19 protein-coding genes are annotated in these 17,789 nt (G+C 68.4%); 18 read left to right on the forward strand and 1 reads right to left on the reverse strand.

What is annotated here, in order from left to right; translation table 11 throughout:
• Positions 1-309: 309 nt before the first annotated feature.
• The 18 genes from QLQ15_RS18225 (at position 310) to QLQ15_RS18310 (ending at position 17,442) form a co-directional block, all read left to right on the forward strand.
• Positions 310-1,236 carry a chemotaxis protein gene (locus QLQ15_RS18225; protein WP_283214332.1) on the forward strand — a complete coding sequence of 309 codons (927 nt, stop codon included), beginning with the start codon at positions 310-312 and terminating at the stop codon, positions 1,234-1,236.
• Between the two features lie 217 nt (positions 1,237-1,453).
• A complete protein-coding gene (flgB, locus tag QLQ15_RS18230) occupies positions 1,454-1,813 on the forward strand; it encodes a flagellar basal body rod protein FlgB (protein ID WP_283214333.1) in 360 nt (119 codons plus the stop codon).
• 11 nt (positions 1,814-1,824) lie between these two features.
• Positions 1,825-2,232, forward strand: a complete 408-nt coding sequence (flgC, locus tag QLQ15_RS18235; protein WP_283214334.1) for a flagellar basal body rod protein FlgC — start codon at positions 1,825-1,827, stop codon at positions 2,230-2,232.
• A 182-nt stretch (positions 2,233-2,414) separates the two neighbouring features.
• Positions 2,415-3,074 carry a flagellar hook capping FlgD N-terminal domain-containing protein gene (locus tag QLQ15_RS18240; RefSeq protein ID WP_283214335.1) on the forward strand — a complete coding sequence of 220 codons (660 nt, stop codon included), beginning with the start codon at positions 2,415-2,417 and terminating at the stop codon, positions 3,072-3,074.
• A 67-nt stretch (positions 3,075-3,141) separates the two neighbouring features.
• Positions 3,142-4,365 carry a flagellar hook protein FlgE gene (gene flgE / locus QLQ15_RS18245; RefSeq protein ID WP_283214336.1) on the forward strand — a complete coding sequence of 408 codons (1,224 nt, stop codon included), beginning with the start codon at positions 3,142-3,144 and terminating at the stop codon, positions 4,363-4,365.
• A gap of 23 nt (positions 4,366-4,388) precedes the next feature.
• Complete coding sequence (locus QLQ15_RS18250; RefSeq protein ID WP_283214337.1) at positions 4,389-5,132, forward strand: flagellar basal body rod protein FlgF; 744 nt, start codon at positions 4,389-4,391, stop codon at positions 5,130-5,132.
• 160 nt (positions 5,133-5,292) lie between these two features.
• Positions 5,293-6,078: a flagellar basal-body rod protein FlgG gene (flgG, locus tag QLQ15_RS18255; protein ID WP_283214338.1), complete on the forward strand. Its 786-nt coding sequence runs from the start codon at positions 5,293-5,295 to the stop codon at positions 6,076-6,078.
• Between the two features lie 8 nt (positions 6,079-6,086).
• Positions 6,087-6,773 carry a flagellar basal body L-ring protein FlgH gene (gene flgH, locus QLQ15_RS18260; RefSeq protein ID WP_283214339.1) on the forward strand — a complete coding sequence of 229 codons (687 nt, stop codon included), beginning with the start codon at positions 6,087-6,089 and terminating at the stop codon, positions 6,771-6,773.
• 81 nt (positions 6,774-6,854) lie between these two features.
• A complete protein-coding gene (locus QLQ15_RS18265; RefSeq protein ID WP_283214350.1) occupies positions 6,855-7,949 on the forward strand; it encodes a flagellar basal body P-ring protein FlgI in 1,095 nt (364 codons plus the stop codon).
• Positions 7,950-8,192: 243 nt separating this feature from the next.
• Complete coding sequence (flgJ, locus tag QLQ15_RS18270; RefSeq protein WP_283214340.1) at positions 8,193-9,149, forward strand: flagellar assembly peptidoglycan hydrolase FlgJ; 957 nt, start codon at positions 8,193-8,195, stop codon at positions 9,147-9,149.
• Between the two features lie 20 nt (positions 9,150-9,169).
• Positions 9,170-11,050, forward strand: a complete 1,881-nt coding sequence (gene flgK / locus QLQ15_RS18275) for a flagellar hook-associated protein FlgK (protein WP_283214341.1) — start codon at positions 9,170-9,172, stop codon at positions 11,048-11,050.
• The gene (gene flgL, locus QLQ15_RS18280; protein WP_283214342.1) at positions 11,047-12,246 is read left to right on the forward strand and encodes a flagellar hook-associated protein FlgL; all 1,200 of its coding nucleotides are present in this window, start codon (positions 11,047-11,049) and stop codon (positions 12,244-12,246) included. Before flgK ends, flgL begins: the two co-directional genes overlap by 4 nt.
• A gap of 462 nt (positions 12,247-12,708) precedes the next feature.
• The gene (locus tag QLQ15_RS18285; RefSeq protein ID WP_283214343.1) at positions 12,709-13,887 is read left to right on the forward strand and encodes a flagellin; all 1,179 of its coding nucleotides are present in this window, start codon (positions 12,709-12,711) and stop codon (positions 13,885-13,887) included.
• 124 nt (positions 13,888-14,011) lie between these two features.
• Complete coding sequence (gene fliD / locus QLQ15_RS18290) at positions 14,012-15,340, forward strand: flagellar filament capping protein FliD (RefSeq protein ID WP_283214344.1); 1,329 nt, start codon at positions 14,012-14,014, stop codon at positions 15,338-15,340.
• Positions 15,341-15,355: 15 nt separating this feature from the next.
• Positions 15,356-15,757, forward strand: coding sequence for a flagellar export chaperone FliS (gene fliS / locus QLQ15_RS18295; RefSeq protein ID WP_283214345.1), 402 nt, complete (start codon positions 15,356-15,358; stop codon positions 15,755-15,757).
• On the forward strand, positions 15,754-16,044 hold the full coding sequence (locus tag QLQ15_RS18300) for a hypothetical protein (RefSeq protein WP_283214346.1): 291 nt from the start codon (positions 15,754-15,756) through the stop codon (positions 16,042-16,044). Before fliS ends, QLQ15_RS18300 begins: the two co-directional genes overlap by 4 nt.
• A complete protein-coding gene (locus QLQ15_RS18305; RefSeq protein ID WP_283214347.1) occupies positions 16,041-16,601 on the forward strand; it encodes a PilZ domain-containing protein in 561 nt (186 codons plus the stop codon). The genes QLQ15_RS18300 and QLQ15_RS18305 overlap by 4 nt, the downstream gene beginning before the upstream one ends.
• A gap of 211 nt (positions 16,602-16,812) precedes the next feature.
• Complete coding sequence (locus tag QLQ15_RS18310; protein WP_283214348.1) at positions 16,813-17,442, forward strand: response regulator transcription factor; 630 nt, start codon at positions 16,813-16,815, stop codon at positions 17,440-17,442.
• Between the two features lie 41 nt (positions 17,443-17,483).
• Here the strand turns inward: QLQ15_RS18310 and QLQ15_RS18315 are convergent.
• Positions 17,484-17,789 (reverse strand): hypothetical protein (locus tag QLQ15_RS18315; RefSeq protein ID WP_283214349.1); only part of this gene is annotated, 306 nt, incomplete at its 5' end.

The raw sequence follows: 17,789 nt of genomic DNA on the forward strand, positions 1-17,789 counted from the left end.
GGTTTACTTTTGTTTCGGCAAAAGTAACCAAAACCATCCGCTCCCTACGCGATCCGCCGCTGCGCGGCGGTCCCCTGTGCTCCTCGCGGCGCGGGGGCACGCCGCCCAAACTCGCGCCGCTTCGCGGCACTCAAACATGGGCGGCTCTTCGGCCCCCGCACCACTGCGGTGCTCGGCTCGCTCCGAAGTCGCAAGATCAACGGCAAGGCAAAGGCAACGGCAACGGCAACGGCAACGGCCAGGCAACAGCAAGGGGGCAAGACAGCCCCCTCCCCTCAAGTCCCGCCCCACCCGGCCGACAACCTGCCCATGAGTCAGGACCTGCTCGATCGCATCGACCAACGCACCCGCCTGGCCGGCCACAACCGGCTGGCGCTGCTGCTGTTCCGGCTGGGGACGCGTCAGCTTTTTGGCGTGAATGTGTTCAAGGTGCAGGAGGTCCTGCCGCGGCCGCCGCTGTTCACGTTGCCGCAACTGCCGCCCGCGTTCAGCGGTGCGGCCGACGTGCGCGGGCGCAGCATTCCGGTGCTCGACCTCGCCCACGCCATCGGCCACGGCAACACCGACGCCGCCGAGCCCCGCTACCTGGTGGTCACCGAGTTCAACCGCTCGGTGCAGGGCTTCCTGGTGTCCGCGGTGGAGCGCATCGTCAACATCGCCGTGGAAGACATCCACCCGCCGCCGGAACACGGCGCCGACCAGCACTACCTGACCGGCGTCACCCGCCACCACGGCGAGTTGATCCAGCTGATCGACGTGGAAAGCGTGCTGGCCGAGTCGGCCCCGCGCGCCAGCGACGCCGATCGCATCGCGCCGCTCGCCGCCTCCAGCCCCACCGCGCCGCGCGAGGTGCTGGTGGTGGACGACTCGCGCGTGGCGCGCAACCAGATCCGCCTGGTGCTGGAACAGCTCGGCCTGGGCTCGACCCTGCTGTCCGACGGCCGCCAGGCGCTGGAACACCTGCAACAGATGGTCCACAACGGCCACGCGCCCTGCAACCGCTACGCCATGGTCATTTCCGACATCGAGATGCCGGCCATGGACGGCTACACCCTGACGACGGAAATCCGACGCGATCCGGCCCTGCGCGGGCTGTTCGTGCTGCTGCACACCTCGCTGTCGGGCGTGTTCAACCAGGCGATGGTCGAGCGCGTGGGCGCGGACGACTTCGTGCCCAAGTACTCCGAACACGAGCTGGCACAGCGCGTGGCGGCGCGGGTGAACGCGCTGTCGTAGGCGCCCGAGCGCACCCGCCTTGCTGTCATCCCCGCGCAGGCGGGGATCCAACTGTCCGCCGCGTCATGCTCTCCGGAAGGGCTGAGTTCCGGATGGTCGGATAGTGCCGCCGTTCGGCGGCCCAAAAGACCCCGCCTTCGCGGGAATGGCAGCCATCCACACGCCGTCTGGCACGCCGCTTGCCTCTGCTCCGGGTGAACCCGACCCCGGAGGCGTCATGTCCGACTTCCTTGGCATCCACGGCACTGCGCTGGCCCTGCGCGAGCAGCGGCTGCAATTGCTGTCGGCCAATCTCGCCAATGCCGACACCCCCGGTTTCCAGGCGCAGGACCTGGACTTCACCTCGGCCCTGCAGGCCGCGCTGCAGCCCAATGCCGCCGTCGGTGACGCCATCGACGGCGCCGCGCAGGGCGCGCGTTACGCGCGTGCGTCCAGCCAGCCCAGCTTGGACGGCAACACGGTCGATGGCGAACGCGAGCACGCGCTGTTCGCGCAGGCGGCGCTGGAATACCGCGCCTCGCTGAACTTCGTCGAATCCAAGGTGCGCACGATGCTCACCGCGATCACCGGTCAATAAGGGCGACGCGCATGAGCAACCTGCCCATCTTCGACGTCGCCGGTTCGGCGATGAACGCGCAGTCGGTCCGACTGAGCACCATCGCCTCCAACCTCGCCAACGCCGATTCGGTGTCCGGCAATCCCGATGCGGTGTATCGCGCCAAGCAACCGGTGTTCCGCGCCGAAGGCGTGCCGGGCGATCCGTCGCTTTCAGGCGTCAACGTGGTCGAGGTGCGCGAGAGCGATGCCGCACCACTGAAGCGCTACGAACCCGGCCATCCGCTCGCCGATGCACAGGGCTACGTGTACGCGCCTGCCGTGGATCCGGTGGCGCAGATGGTCGACCTGATCTCCGCCTCGCGCAGCTACCAGGCCAACGTCGAGGTCTTCAACAGCGCCAAGGAACTGGCGATGGCCACGTTGAACATGGGCCGCTGATGGTGACGCGCCAGTCCACCCATCCGATGTTGGCTGTCATCCCCGCGAAGGCGGGGATCCAAGCGTCCGCGACCGTACCGACCGGTCTTCCTGACGCCTTGATGCGCCTGCGAGTTGGATTCCCGCCTTCGCGGGAATGACAGCAGACAACAACGCCCCGCTGGAATCCCGAGACCCATCCAATGACTTCCATCACCGACTTCGCCGCCAGCCTGGGCACCTCGGCCACCGGCACGAGTACCAAGAAGTCCGACTCGCTCGGGCAGGCCGACTTCCTGCGCCTGATGACCGAACAGCTGCAGCACCAGGATCCGTTGAACCCGATGCAGAACAGCGAGTTCCTCGGGCAGCTGGCGCAGTTCTCCACGGTGCAGGGCATCCAGGGCCTGCAGACGTCGATGGACGGTTTCAATTCCTCGCTCGCCACCGACCAGATGCTGCGCGGTGCCGCACTGGTCGGGCGCGACGTGCTGGTGCCGTCGGCGAAGATGTCGCTGGGCAGCGAAGGCAGCATCAGTGGCGTGGTCGCCGCGCCCGACGCAGGCACCGTCACCTTCGACATCACCGATGCCAACGGGCAGAGCGTGCGCAAGCTCACCGTCAGTGCTGACAAGGCCGGCGAAGCCGCCTTCGAATGGGACGGCAAGGACGAGGCCGGAAACCGCCTGCCCTCCGGCACCTACGGCGTGTCCGCCACCTACGGCAGCGGCGAAGAAAAGAAGACGCTCAGCACCTACGTCGAAGCACGCGTGCAAAGCGTGACCGTCGGCAGCGATGGCGTGTTCCTCGACCTGCCGGGCCTGGGCACCGCGCCGCTGGACTACGTGTTGCGCATCCGCTGACACGCCCCCTCTCCCCAACCCCTCTCCCACAAGGGGAGAGGGGCTTCCTCTCTCCGGAGAATCAATCATGGGCTTCAACACTTCGCTGTCCGGCATCAACGCCGCCAACGCCGATCTCAACGTCACGGCCAACAACATCGCCAACGTCAACACGACCGGCTTCAAGGAATCGCGCGCCGAGTTCGCCGACCTGTTCTCGTCCACCGCCTATGGCCTGTCGCGCAACGCGATCGGCTCCGGCGTGAAGCTGAGCAACGTCGCGCAGCAGTTCTCGCAGGGCAACATCGACCCGACCGGTCGCGGCCTGGACGTGGCGATCGACGGCGAAGGCTTCTTCGTGCTGAACGACAACGGCGCACGCGTGTACACGCGTGCCGGCAACTTCCAGCCCGATTCCAACGGCTTCATCGGCACGCCCGACGGCAAGCGCCTGCAGGTGTTCGCGCCCAACGCCAACGGCAATGGCTTCGACGTGGGCCGCTTGACCGACCTGCAGCTGCAGACCACCACCAGCCCGCCGCAGGCCTCGTCCAGCGTGGCCATGCAGGTCACCCTGCCCGGCAATGCGACGCAGCCGACGGTGACGCCGTTCGATCCGACCGACACCAACACCTACAGCCACTCCACCGGCGGCGCGACGGTGTACGACTCGCTCGGCGTCGGCCACGTGCAGACCTCCTACTTCGTGAAGACCGCCAACGCCAACGAATGGCAGGTCTACAACTACGTCGACGGCACCGCTGTCGGCGGTGCGACCACGCTGCAGTTCTCGCCGACCGGTGCGCTCACCTCGCCGGCGAACGGACAGATCGCGATGGCGCCGTTCACGCCCACCACCGGTGCCGGCGTCATGAACATGACGCTGAACCTGTCGGGTTCGGCGCAATACGGTTCGGCCTTCGCGCTGCGCGAGCTCAACCCCGACGGCTATGCCGCGGGCAAGCTCAACGAGATCGACATCGACTCCACCGGCGTGGTGTTCGCGCGCTTCTCCAACGGTGCCGACGTGGCACTGGGCCAGATCGCACTGAGCACCTTCACCAACCCGCAGGGCCTGCAGTCGCAGGGCAACAACGTGTGGGCCGAGACCTACGCCTCGGGCAATCCGCGCACCGGCGCGCCCGACACGGCGGACTTCGGCGTGCTGCAGTCCGGCGCGCTGGAAGCGTCGACGGTGGATCTCACCGAACAGCTGGTCAACATGATCACCGCGCAGCGCAACTTCCAGGCGAACGCGCAGATGATCTCGACGCAGGACCAGATCACCCAGACCATCATCAACATCCGCTGACGCGCGGCTGACGGACTGCCGACATGACCGACCGCGCGCTCTACATCGCCATGACCGGCGCCAGTGCGTCACTGCGCACGCAGGCCGCGGTCTCGCACAACCTGGCCAACGCCGACACCGTCGGCTTCCAGGCCACGCTCGAAGGCACCGCCGCCGCACCGATCAACGGCCAGGGCCACGCCTCGCGCGTGGCCGCGGCGTCGCAGGCCTATGGCGTGAGCGGCATGCACGGCGGCATCGTCAACACCGGCAACACGCTGGACGTGGCGCTGAACCAGGACCGTTGGCTGACGGTGCAGGACCCGCAGGGCGGCGTGGCCTACACGCGCGCGGGCAATCTTTCGATGAGTGCCAACGGGCTGCTCACCAGCAATGGGCATCCCGTGCTCGGTGCCGATGGCGCGCCGCTCACGGTGCCGCCGTACCAGTCGATGGACATCGCCGAGGACGGCACGATCTCCATCGTGCCGCAGGGCCAGCCGGCCTCCACCATCGCCGAAGCCGGCCGCCTGGGCGTGGTGCAGGCACGCACCGCCGACCTGGTGCGCGGCGACGACGGCCTGATGCGCCCGGCCAACGGCCAGCCGCCCGCGCCCGCCACCGGCAGCTCGCTGGTTGCCGGCGCGGTGGAGAACAGCAACGTCGAGGCGACCTCGATGCTGGTGCAGATGATCCAGACCGCGCGCGCTTTCGAGATGCAGGTACGCGTCTTGCAGAGCGTGGACGAGAACGCGCGCAGCGCCAATTCGTTGTTGTCGTCGCGTTGATGTTCCCTGGCTCCCTCCCCTGCTTGCAGGGGAGGGTTGGGGAGGGGTCGCGAAGCCGCATCGCGGCGAGCTCGGCGCTGGCGCGCTTCACACCCCCTCCCAACCTCCCCCTGCACGCAGGGGGAGGAGCAACAACCCATCGTTCAAGAGGAAACACGCCATGACCCAGGCTCTATGGATCGCCAAGACCGGCCTCGACGCGCAGCAGACGCGCATGGCGGTGATCTCGAACAACCTCGCCAACACCAACACCACGGGCTTCAAGCGCGACCGCGCGGAATTCCAGGACCTGCTCTACCAGACCCTGCGCCAGCCCGGCGGCGCCACCTCCGAACAGACGCAGCTGCCCACCGGTCTGTCGACCGGCACCGGCGTGCGCGTGGCGGCGACGGCGAAGGAGTTCTCGCAGGGCAGCCTGTCGGTCACCGGCGGCGCGCTGGACGTGGGCATCGACGGCCGCGGCTTCTTCGAAGTGCTGATGCCCGACGGCAGCACCGCCTACACGCGCGACGGCAATTTCAAGCGCAGCCCGCAGGGCGAGCTGGTGACCAGCTCCGGCTATCCGGTGCAGCCGGGCATCCAGTTCCCCGAAGGCACGCAGAGCGTGACCATCGGCGCCGACGGCACCGTATCGGTGAAGGTGCAGGGCCAGGCCGAAGACGTGCAGGTCGGCGCGCTGACGCTGGCCGACTTCGTCAACCCGCAGGGCCTGCAGGCCATCGGCGGCAACCTGTTCGTCGAGACCGGCGCCAGCGGCCCGGCGCAGACCGGCGCTCCGGGCACCAACGGCGTGGGCCAGCTCGCGCAGGGCCAGCTGGAAGGTTCCAACGTCAACACGGTGGAAGAGCTGGTGTCGATGATCGAGACGCAGCGCGCGTACGAGACCAACGCCAAGGCGATCTCGACCGTCGACTCGATGCTCGGCTTCCTCAACAACAATCTGTGAGTGCGGCGATGAACCCCTTCCTGCGCGGCATCGCCACCCTCGGCGCGCTCGTGCTCGCCGGTTGCGCCTCGGTCGTGGGCGACGTGCGTCCGTTCGAACCGATGCACGCCCCACCGGCGGCCATCGCGCCGCCGCCCGCGCCGTCCAGCGAAGGCGCGATCTATCCCGGCAGCCGCAGCCTGCGCCTGTTCGAGGACAACAAGGCGCGCACGGTCGGTGACCTGGTCACCATCGTGCTGGTCGAGAACACCAGCGCGCGCGCGCAGACCAACACATCGGTCAGCAAGGAATCGTCCATCGACATGGCCGCGCCGACGATCGCCGGCGTGCCGATCACCTACAAGGGCAACCCGATCCTGGAAGCCTCGGCCGAAGGCTCGCGCGACTTCAAGGGCGCGGGCAACAGCACGCAGAGCAACCGCCTCAACGGCTCGGTCACCGCGACGGTCGTGCAGGACCTGGGCAACGGCAACCTGCTGGTGCGCGGCGAGAAGCAGCTGCGCCTGAACCAGGGCGACGAGCTGATCCAGGTTCAAGGAATCGTCCGCACGGCCGATATCGGTCCCGACAACCGCATTTCGTCCGACCGCGTCGGCGACGCGCGCATCGTCTATGGCGGTCGCGGGACGCTGGCGCGTTCCAACGCGATGGGCTGGCTGGGACGCTTCTTCAATTCCGCTGTGTATCCGTACTGAGGAGGGCGTATGAACATCCGTGATCCACGCACTCCGATGCATCCCTCGCTCCGGCGCAGGACGGCGCTGATCGTCTACGCGATGGCCTGCGCGTTCGCGGGCCTGCTGCTGATGCTGTGCGTCGTGCCTCCCGCGCATGCCGAACGCATCAAGGACCTGGCCCAGGTGGCCGGCGTGCGCGGCAATCCGCTGATCGGTTACGGCCTGGTCGTGGGCCTGGATGGCAGCGGCGACCGCACCAGCCAGACGCCCTTCACCGTGCAGAGCCTGAAGACGATGCTCGACCAGCTGGGCGTCAGCATTCCGGCGGGCGTGAACCCGCAGCTGAAGAACGTTGCCGCGGTCGCGATCCATGCCGAACTTCCGCCGTACGCCAAGCCGGGACAGCCGATCGACGTCACCGTGTCCTCGATCGGCAACGCCGGTTCGCTGCGCGGCGGCAGCCTGCTGATGGCACCGCTGCGCGGCGCCGACGGTCAGATCTATGCCATCGCCCAGGGCAGCCTGGTGGTGTCGGGCTTCGGCGCCTCGGGCAAGGACGGCTCGCGCATCTCGGTGAACGCACCCAACGGCGGGCGCATTCCCAACGGCGCCACCGTCGAACGCGCGGTCGCCGGCGCACCGCCGTCGGGCAACGTCACGCTGAACCTGCACGAGGCCGACTTCACCACCGCCGCGCACATCGTCGAAGCGGTCAACTCCGCGTTCGGCAACGGCCGCGCGCGCGCCGTGGACGCGGTGACCATCGAAGTGATGCCGCCGGCCAACGGCGACCGCGTCGGATTCCTGGCGCAGCTGGAATCGCTGGATGTCAGCCCCGGCGCGGCGGCGTCCAAGGTCATCGTCAATTCGCGCACCGGCACCGTCGTGATGGGCGGACAGGTCAGCGTGCTGCCGGCCGCCGTGTCGCACGGTTCGCTGACGGTGTCGATCACCGAGAACACGCAGGTCAGCCAGCCCAACGAATTCGGCCGCGGCAACACCGTGGTGACGCCGCAGTCCAGCGTGGAAGCCTCGCAGGACGGCGGCCGCATGTTCCTGTTCCAGGGCGGTACGTCGCTGGAGCAGATCGTGCGCGCGGTGAACGCCGTGGGCGCGGCACCGGGCGACATCGTCGCGATCCTGGAAGCGCTCAAGCGCGCCGGCGCGCTGCGGGCGGAGCTGGAGGTGATCTGATGCGACGCCAAGGGTTCTGCTCCCTCCTATGCGTGCAGGGGAGGGCTGGGGAGGGGTCGCGAAGCCGCACCGCGGCGAGCTCGGCGCTGACGCGCCTCGTACCCCCTCCCAACCCACGGCCATCGAGCACAGCTCGATGGCGTTCGTCGGGATGCGCGCCATGGCGCGCAAACATCCCTCCTCTCCCCCTGCAAGCAGGGGGAGGAGTCATTCCCGCGGCACGCCTCTTGCCTTGACCTCACCATGCGCCTGCCCGCCTCCCTCGCTGTGCCGCTCTCGACGACGGAATCCTCCCGTCCCGACCGCGCGCGCCTGGAGCACGCGGCGCAACAGCTGGAAGCGCAGTTCGCGCAGATGCTGATGAAGTCCATGCGCAGCGCCAGCTTCGGCGACCCGCTGATGGGCGACAACTCCACCTACCGCGACATGTACGACCAGCAGCTCTCGCGCGAGCTGGCCAAGGGTCGCGGCCTGGGCCTGGCGCCGGTGATCGTGCGCCAGCTCGAACGCAGTACCTCCGGCGCGCAGACGTTGCCGGTCGCGCCGCAGGGCGGTTATCCGCTGGACGCGACGAGCTCGCCCGGCGCGTTGCCGCTCGCGCCCAGCAGCGACGGCGTGTCGATGCCGGCGATGTCGCTGCCGGCCGCGCCCGCCACGCCGACGACGGCGCAGGTCGAATGCGACCCCAATGCGCCGCTGGATTGCAGCAGCCCGGAGGCCTTCGTGCGTTCGGTTTGGCCGCACGCGCAGCGCACCGCGAAGGAACTGGGCGTCTCGCCCAAGGCCCTGGTCGCACAGGCGGCTTTGGAAACGGGCTGGGGCCGGCGCCTGGCGAAGAACGGCAGTGAGGCGACGTCGCACAACCTGTTCGGCATCAAGGCCGGTTCGCGCTGGGGTGGCCAGCGCGTGAACGCCTCCACGCACGAATACGTCGACGGTCAGCGCCGCAGCGAGCGCGCCGATTTCCGCGCCTACGGGTCGGTCGGCGAAAGCTTCAACGACTACGCGCGCCTGCTCGACAACCCGCGCTATGCGCAGGCCCGCGCGGCCGGACACGACACCCGGCGTTTCGCCCAGGCGCTGCAGAGCGCCGGCTACGCCACCGACCCCGCCTACGCCGCGAAGATCAACGCGATCGCGGAAGGCGCCACGCTCAACCGTGCACTGGCCGCGCTCGACGGCGGCACCGCGCGCGGCTGATCCGCAGGAGGCAGACGACGATGGCCAACGTTCTTTCCACCGGTGCCGGCGCGCTGATCGCGTTCCAGCGCGCACTGGCGACGGTCAGCCACAACGTCGCCAACGTGGCCACCGAAGGCTATTCGCGCCAGCGCGTGGACCTGGCCACGCGTACACCCACCGACATGGGCTACGGCTACGTCGGCAACGGCGTGCAGGTGGCCGACGTGCGCCGCGTTGCCGACCAGCTGGCGACCTCGCGCCTGCTCGACAGCGGTGGCGAACTGGCGCGCCTGCAGCAGCTGTCCGCATTGTCCTCGCGCGTGGACGCGGCGATGTCCGATTCCACCACCGGCCTGGCCGGCGTGTGGAGCAATTTCTTCGACGCCACGACCGGCCTGGCCAGCAACGCGTCCTCGGCCGCATCGCGCCAGGAAGTGCTGTCGGATGCGCGCGCGCTCACCAACCGCTTCAACCAGCTCAATGCGCAGCTGGACTCGCTGGGCAACGAGGTCAACAGCGGTCTGCGCGCCAGTGCCGACGAGGTCAACCGGCTCGGCGCGGAGATCGCGCGCCTCAACGAGGAAGTCTCGACCAACCCCAACCACGTTTCCAACGACCTGCTCGACCAGCGCGACCGGCTCGTCTCCGAACTCGTGGGTTACACCGGCGGTACCGCCGTCGCGCAGGGCGATGGTTCGCTCAACGTGTTCACCGCGGGTGGACAGGCGCTGGTGGTGGGCAACACGTCGTCGAAGCTGACGACCATCAACGACCCTTTCCGCCCGGAGCGGCTGCAGCTGGCGCTGGACGCCAACGGCCAGCAGGTGCGCCTCAACGACAGCTCGCTGGGCGGAAAGATCGGCGGCCTGATGGATTTCCGCACCGACGTGCTGGATCCGGCGCAGTCCGAACTGGGCCGCATCGCCGTGGGCCTGGCGGACACGTTCAACCAGCAGCACCGCGCCGGCATGGACCTCAACGGCCGGATGGGCACGGACTTCTTCACGATTCCCGCGCCCAAGGCCACCAGCCACGCCGCCAACACCGGCACCGGCACGCTGACCGCCAGCATGGGCGATCTGTCCAAGCTGGATGCACAGAACGTGGTGCTGAAGTTCGACGGCACCGCGTGGAGCGCGACGCGCGCCGACACCGGCGCCGCCGTACCGCTCACCGGCACCGGCACGGCCGCCGATCCGCTGCTCGTGGGCGGCGTCGAACTGGTGGTCGGCGGCGCACCCGCCAGCGGCGACCGCTTCCTGCTGCAGCCCACTGCGGGCGCGGCGGGCGGCATCTCGGTGGCGATCGACGATCCCAATCGGATAGCGGCTGCGACTCCGGTGAAGGCGCAGACCGACCTGGCCAACGTCGGCACGGGCAAGGTCAGCGGCATCAAGGTCACCGACGCGACCAACGCCAACCTGCTCACGCCGGCCGACATCGAGTTCATCGACGGCACGCAGTACACCGTCAACGGCAGCGGCCCCTTCACGTACACGCCGGGCCAACCGATCGCCGCCAACGGCTGGAGCCTCACGCTGGATGGCGTGCCGACGGCGGGCGACATGTTCCGCGTGGGCACCACGGGTGCCGGCTCCAGCGACAACGGCAACGCATTGGTGTTGAGCAACCTGGACGACGCCAAGGCGCTCACCAACGGCACGGTCTCGCTCAACGGCGCCATCGGTGGATTGACGACGATGGTCGGCTCGGCCGCGCGCCAGGCCGACTATGCCGCGCAGGCGCAGGAGATCCTGCACGACCAGGCGCAGTCCGCGCGCGACGCGATTTCCGGCGTCAACATCGATGAGGAAGCGGCCAACATGATCCGGTTCCAGCAGGCCTACCAGGCCGCCGCGCAGGTGATCTCCACCGCCGACAACATGTTCCAGTCCCTGATCGCGGCGGTGAGCCGATGAACTCGCGCATCTCCACCAGCGGCGTCTACCAGCAGTCGCTGAACACCATGTTGTCCAAGCAGGCCGGCCTGTCGCACACGCAGCAGCAGCTGGCCAGCGGCAAGCGACTGGTCACGGCCAAGGACGATCCGGTCGCGGCCGGCACCGCGGTCTCGCTCGATCGCGCCTCCGCCGAACTGGAACGCTTCGGCGAGAACGCCAACCTGCTCGGCAATCGCCTCAACCTGCAGGAAAGCGTGCTCGCGCAGGCCGGCGAACAGCTGGCGCGCGTGCGCGAGCTGACCATCCAGTCCAACAACGCCAGCCTTTCCAGCGACGACAAGAAGGCGATCACCGCCGAGCTGAAGGTGATCCGCGACGAACTCATCAGCCTGGCCAACAGCCAGGACGGCAACGGGCGTTATCTGTTCGGCGGCACGGCCGACGACCATGCACCGTTCGTGGTCAACGGTGGCAACGTCACCTATTCCGGCGACCAGTCGCAGCGCAAGGTCGAGATCGCGCCCGATCATTTCGTCGCCGATGCGATTCCCGGCAGCGAGTTGTTCATGCGCGTGCGCAGCGGCGACGGCCGTGTGGACGGCAGCGCCACGGCCACCAACACCGGCACCGGCGTGCTGATGGAATTCGGCCTGGACGCCAATGCGGCGTGGACCGGCCAGAGCTACGAAGTGGTGTTCACCGCGCCCGATGCCTATGAGTTGCGCGATTCCACCGGCGCCGTGGTGGGCACCGGCACGTATGCCAGCGGCGAAGGCATCAGCGTGGGCGGACTCAACCTGCGCATCGACGGCGCACCGGCGACGGGCGACAGCTTCAGCATCGGACCTGCGCGCACGCAGGACGTGTTCGGCATGCTCGGCGACCTGATCGGCGCGCTCGAGTTGCCCGACGACACGCCCGAACAGCGCGCGACGCAACAGAACGCGTTGCAGGCATCGCTGCGCAACGCCGCCACCGCGCAGGACCATTTCATCGACGGGCGCGCCACCGGCGGCGCCCAGCTGGCCGCCATCGACAGCGCCGCCGAACTGCGCGAAGCGCAGTCGGTGACGCTGGAGACCACGTTGTCGGGTATCCGCGACCTGGACTACGCCGAGGCGATCAGCCGCTTCACCCTCGAAAGCACCGCGCTGCAGGCCGCCCAGAAGGCGTTCATGCGGCTGCAGTCGAGTTCGTTGTTCGATCTGATCTGATCTGCGTCCTGGATCTGCGTTTGGATCTGTTTTTTTGAATCTGCGTTTCGATGTTTGCGTTTCCGGATTTGCGATTCGGGGCTTGGGATTCGGAAAGACGGTGGCTTCCCAGCCGTCATCCCCGCGAAGGCGGGGGACCAAACCACCGGACGATCACGCCTTCCGGAAAGCTTGAAGCGTCGGACCGTTGGATCCCCGCCTTCGCGGGGATGACGGCCTGGACGGGCGGCCTGGCTTACCCGGGCTGTCGGCTTCAAGCGGGAAAGCGTGATGTTTCTCGCGAATCGGCAATCGCGCACCCGCAATCGCAGGACTTGTCAACCGGAGGCTAAAGGTTTCACCAGGGGCACCGATATCTAGGTCAGCAGCGGCAAGGGCCGGCATCACCGACCAACCACTGCGGTAACTGCCGGCCGGCGAACCCATCGCCGGTGCCCTAACCGAAACCTACGGAGAACCACCATGGCACAAGTCATCAACAGCAACGTGATGTCGCTCAACGCGCAGCGCAACCTGAACACCAGCAGCGCGAGCCTGGGCACCACGATCCAGCGCCTGTCCTCGGGTCTGCGCATCAACAGCGCGAAGGACGACGCCGCCGGTCTGGCCATCTCGGAGCGCTTCAGCACCCAGATCCGCGGTCTCGACGTCGCCGTGCGCAACGCCAACGACGGCATCTCGCTGGCCCAGTCGGCCGAAGGCGCGATGGTTGAGATCGGCAACAACCTGCAGCGTATCCGCGAGCTGTCGGTGCAGTCGGCCAACGCCACCAACTCGCAGTCCGACCGTGACGCGCTGAACGCCGAAGTCACGCAGCTGGTCTCGGAAATCGACCGCGTCGCCAACCAGACCAACTTCAACGGCACCAAGCTGCTCGACGGTTCGTTCGCCGGCGCGCTGTTCCAGGTCGGCGCCAACTCGGGCCAGACCATCGCCGTCAACAGCATCGTCGACGCCAACGCCAACGCCCTGGGCAAGGCCCAGTTCGCCGCCGCGACGACCTCGACCGCCGCGGTCGCGGGCGGTACGGCCACCGCTACCGGCACGTACTCGGGCATGTCCATCAACGGCGTGACCGTCGACGACGTCAAGGTCGGCATCGGCGACAGCGGTGCCGACGTGTCCAAGCGCCTGGCCGCTGCCATCAACGACAAGATGGACCAGACCGGCGTCTACGCCTCGCTGGATTCGGGCAACAAGCTGACGCTGACCTCGCTGAACGCGGGCAAGGACCTGACCTTCACCGCCGGCACGATGTCGGGCGGCGCGGGCATCACGATGGCCGAGGCCGGCATCGCCGCCGGTACCGCCGCGGCCGGCAGCACGAAGTACATCAAGGACCTGAACATCTCCAGCTTCACCGGTGCGCAGCAGGCGATGGAAATCGTCGACAAGGCGCTGACCAGCGTGAACTCGGCCCGCGCCGACATGGGTGCTGTCCAGAACCGTTTCACCTCGACCATCGCCAACCTGCAGGCGACCGGCGAGAACCTGAGCGCCTCGCGCAGCCGCATCCGTGACGCGGACTACGCCAAGGAAACCGCCGAGCTGACCCGCACGCAGATCCTGTCGCAGGCCGGCACCGCGATGCTCGCCCAGGCCAACGCTGTTCCGCAGAACGTGCTCAGCCTGCTGGGCTGATCCCTGCCGGCGGGGCGCGCGCCATAAGCGCGCCCCGCCGGTTCTTCTTCAAGGAGTTGTCATGACCACCGCCTATCCGCAGCACTACCGACACACCACGGTCGTACTGGGAGGCTGACCGGTCATGGCCATCTCCAGCCTCGGTTCCGGCATCGACATCCCTTCGCTCGTCTCGCAGCTCGTCGCTGCCGAGCGTTCGCCGGTCGAATCGCGCATCTCACGCGGCGAAAACGCCGCCAAGACCCAGCTGTCCGCCATCGGCTCGCTCAAGAGCGTCTTCTCCAACCTGAAGACCGCGCTGGACAAGCTTCGCAAGGAAGACGGCAGCAACGCCCGCACCACCACGGTGCCCGACAAGGCGCCCTACACCGCCACCGCCGACACCACCGCCGCGGTTGGCCAGTACCAGGTCGAAGTGCTGGACATCGCCAGCGCACACAAACTCACCTCGGCCGGCATGTCGGCCGATACCAAGCTTGGTCCCGGCAAGCTCGTCATCGAGGCCGGCGACAAGAAGATCGAAGTCGAGATCAAGGAAGGCCGCGACACGCTGGCCGACATCCGCAGCGCCATCAACACGGCCGCAGCGGGCAAGGGCGTGTCCGCCAGCCTGGTCAACGCCGACGACGGCCAGCACCTGGTGCTCACCGCGACCGACACCGGCACCGCCGGCAAGCTGCGCGTCACCGCCGAAGGCGATGGCCTGGCGCCGCTGGTCTACGACCCCGGCGTGTCCACCGCGATGACCGAAACCGTGCAGGCCAAGGACGCGCAGGTGAAGATCGACGGCGGCCTCATCCGCACGTCCAGCAAGAACAGCATCACCGACCTGCTGCCGGGCGTGACCCTCACGCTGACCGAAGCCAAGCCGGGCGAGACCTTCACCTTCAAGGTGGCCACCGACGACGCCGCGCTGAAGACCACGCTGCAGTCGTTCATCAGCGCCTACAACACGTCGATCTCGCTGACCAAATCGCTGACCGCCTACAACGCCGAGACCAAGACCGCCTCGGCACTCACCGGCGACAGCATGGTGCGTGGCCTGCAGAGCCAGCTGCGCAATCTCGCCAGCGAACAGGTCGTGGCGCTCAAGGACCTGGGCGTGAAGATCAACACCGACGGCACGCTGTCGCTGACCAACAGCGATCTCACCAAGGCCCTGGCCGAAGACCCGGGTGCGCTTTCGCGCCTGTTCTCGGGCGACGACAGCTACGGCGCGGACCTGGAAAGCATGCTCGACAGCGTGCTGGACAGCGAGGGCCTGCTGGATTCGCGCACCACCAGCCTCAACGCGCGTCTGAAGACCTACGACACGCAGTACGAAGACCTGGATCGCCGCATGGAATCGCTGCAGGCCCGCTATACCGCGCAGTTCACCGCGATGGAACAGATGGTCACGCAGCTGCAGGGCAGCAGTGGCTACCTGTCGCAGCAACTCGCCTCGATGTCGTAAGCAAGGAGACCCCAGATGCTCGGCGCCCACCGCAACTACGCCAACCAGTACCGCAGCACCGGCGTGAGCACCGCCGTGCTCGAAGCCGATCCGCACCGCCTCGTCGCCCTGATGCTGGCCGGCGCACGCGACCGCGTCCGCCTGGCCGGCGCATGCCTGGAGCGCGGCGACATCCCGCGCAAGGCCAAGGCCATCAGCGACGCCAGCGGACTGATCGGCGGCCTCAACAGCGCGCTGAACCTGGACGCGGGCGGCGAGATCGCCGCCGGCCTGCAGTCGCTGTACGACTACGCGCAACAACGCCTGCTCTCGGCCAACGTCGACAACGACGGCGCCGCGCTGACCGAAGTCGATGGCCTGCTGGGCGACATCGAATCGGCATGGCTGGCCATCACGCCCAAGGCCGCCACGCCGTGACCGTCATGGTGCCCGCACTGCCCGAGGCCGAAGTCCGCGCCGCGCTGCATGCGGAGCAGTGGGAATACGCGTTCGGCCTGTTGGCCGACCACGATCGCGCCGTGCGCGAAGCGCTCGATGGCGTGGAGCTGGCCGCCCTGCCCGCCGCGCCGTGGCGCGAGTTGCTGGAACGGCAGTGCGCCCTGCTGGCCGACCTGACCCTGGTGCGCGACGAAACCGCGCGCACCCTCGCACGCCTGGGCCGCGACCGTCGCGGCGCCCTGGCCTACCGGACCAGCGCGGGATGACCCCTTACGCGGCCGACACCGCGCTGTTCGAGCAGGTGCTGGTGCACGAGGACCGGCGCGCCGCCGCATTCCTGCCCGGCACGATCGACCGCGCCGTCGCCGCCGCTGCCGCGATGCAGGCCGAACGCCTGCTGGCCGCCCTCGCCCACGGCGAAGGCGTGCGCAACGACGATGCCGACGACCTGGCCGAAACCGCCTCGGCCGTGCAGCGCGTGGAAGCCAAGCTGGACCTGCTGCTGGGGCTGTTCGGCGTGCTGATGCGCGAACGCGGCCACCTGCCCGCCCCGACCCGCCTGCGCTGGTCCACGCGCGGCGCCCGCCTGAACACCGACGAACGCACCGCCCCGGTCGCCGACGGCACCCCGGGCCTGCTGCGCCTGCAGCCGGCCGAATGGCTGCCGGACTGCATCGAGCTCCCCGGCCAGGTCATGGCCGGCGAACCCGGTCGCCTGTGGGTGCGGTTCGACCCGCTGCCGGCAGGGCTGGCCGACGCGCTGGAGCGCCACCTGTTCCGGCTGCACCGCCGCCAGGTCGCCGAGACCCGCCGCCACCGCTGACACGGCGGCCGCTCCTAAACCTTGGACAGCTTCACAGTTCCGCGTATCCGTTCTTGACGCCGATGGCGCCGATACCCCGCCGAACTGTGCCGCATTTGTCGTTGCCGTCACAATCCGAGCGTGAACGAATGGCCCCTCCACGTCACCTCCGCTAAGGTGACGTCACCAGGAACGGCGAGCCATTGGGGAAACGGAGTTGGGGTCGGGGTTGTTGCGTGTACTGATCTGTGACGACCACACGCTGGTCCGCGCAGGATTGCGTCGTCTGCTCGAGTCGTTCGCGGATATCGAAGTCGTGGCCGAGGCGGCCAATGCCGACCAGGCCATCGTCGGCGCCCGCCAGCATGGGCCCGACATCGTCTTGCTCGACCTGTCGATGCCCGGCCGCAGCGGTTTCGAGGCGCTGGTCGAACTGCGCCGCGACCACCCCACCTGCTCGGTCGTGGTGATGTCCATGCACGACGATCCCACCCACGTACGCGAGGCCCTGGCCCGCGGCGCCAGCGGATTCGTCGTCAAGGAAGCCGCGCCGGCGGAGCTGGAAATCGCCCTCCGCGCCGCCGCCGCCGGCCGCACCTACCTGAGCCCGCAGGTCTCGGCACCGCAGTTGTTCGCCCGTCCGCGCAGCGACGAGGGCATCGATTCCCTGCCACCGCGCCAGCGCGAGATCCTCGCCGCCCTCGGCGCGGGCCGCACCAGCAAGCAGATCGCGTCGGACCTGGGCATCAGCGTCAAGACGGTGGAAACCCACCGCGCGCGCATCATGGCGGCCCTGGGCTGCCGCAACGCGATCGAGTTGCTGCGCATGGCGATGCGGTTGCACGACCGGCCGCAGGGCTGATCCGAAGGGCCGCCGTCTGGCGGGCAGCACCAGCGCAGACGCTACTGCGGTTTCAAGAACATAGCCCGGGTACGCGAAGCGCACCCAGGGTTGCTGCTGCTCATGACGCCCCACCGCCTTTGGCGTTCCCGACCACCGCGGCTGCGGCTGCGGCTGCGGCTGCGGCTGCGGCTGCGGCTGCGGCTGCGGTTGCGGCTGCGGCTGCGGCTGCGGCTGCGGCTGCGGCGGTTGCGGTTGCGGTTGCGGTTGCGGTTGCCGTTGCCGTTGCCGTTGCCGTTGCCGTTGCCGTTGCCGTTGATCTTGCGACTTCGGAGCGAGCCGAGCACCGGAGCCGTGCGAGGGCCGAA

The sequence above is a fragment of the Lysobacter stagni genome (assembly GCF_030053425.1).
Classification (GTDB): Bacteria; Pseudomonadota; Gammaproteobacteria; order Xanthomonadales; family Xanthomonadaceae; genus Lysobacter_J; species Lysobacter_J stagni.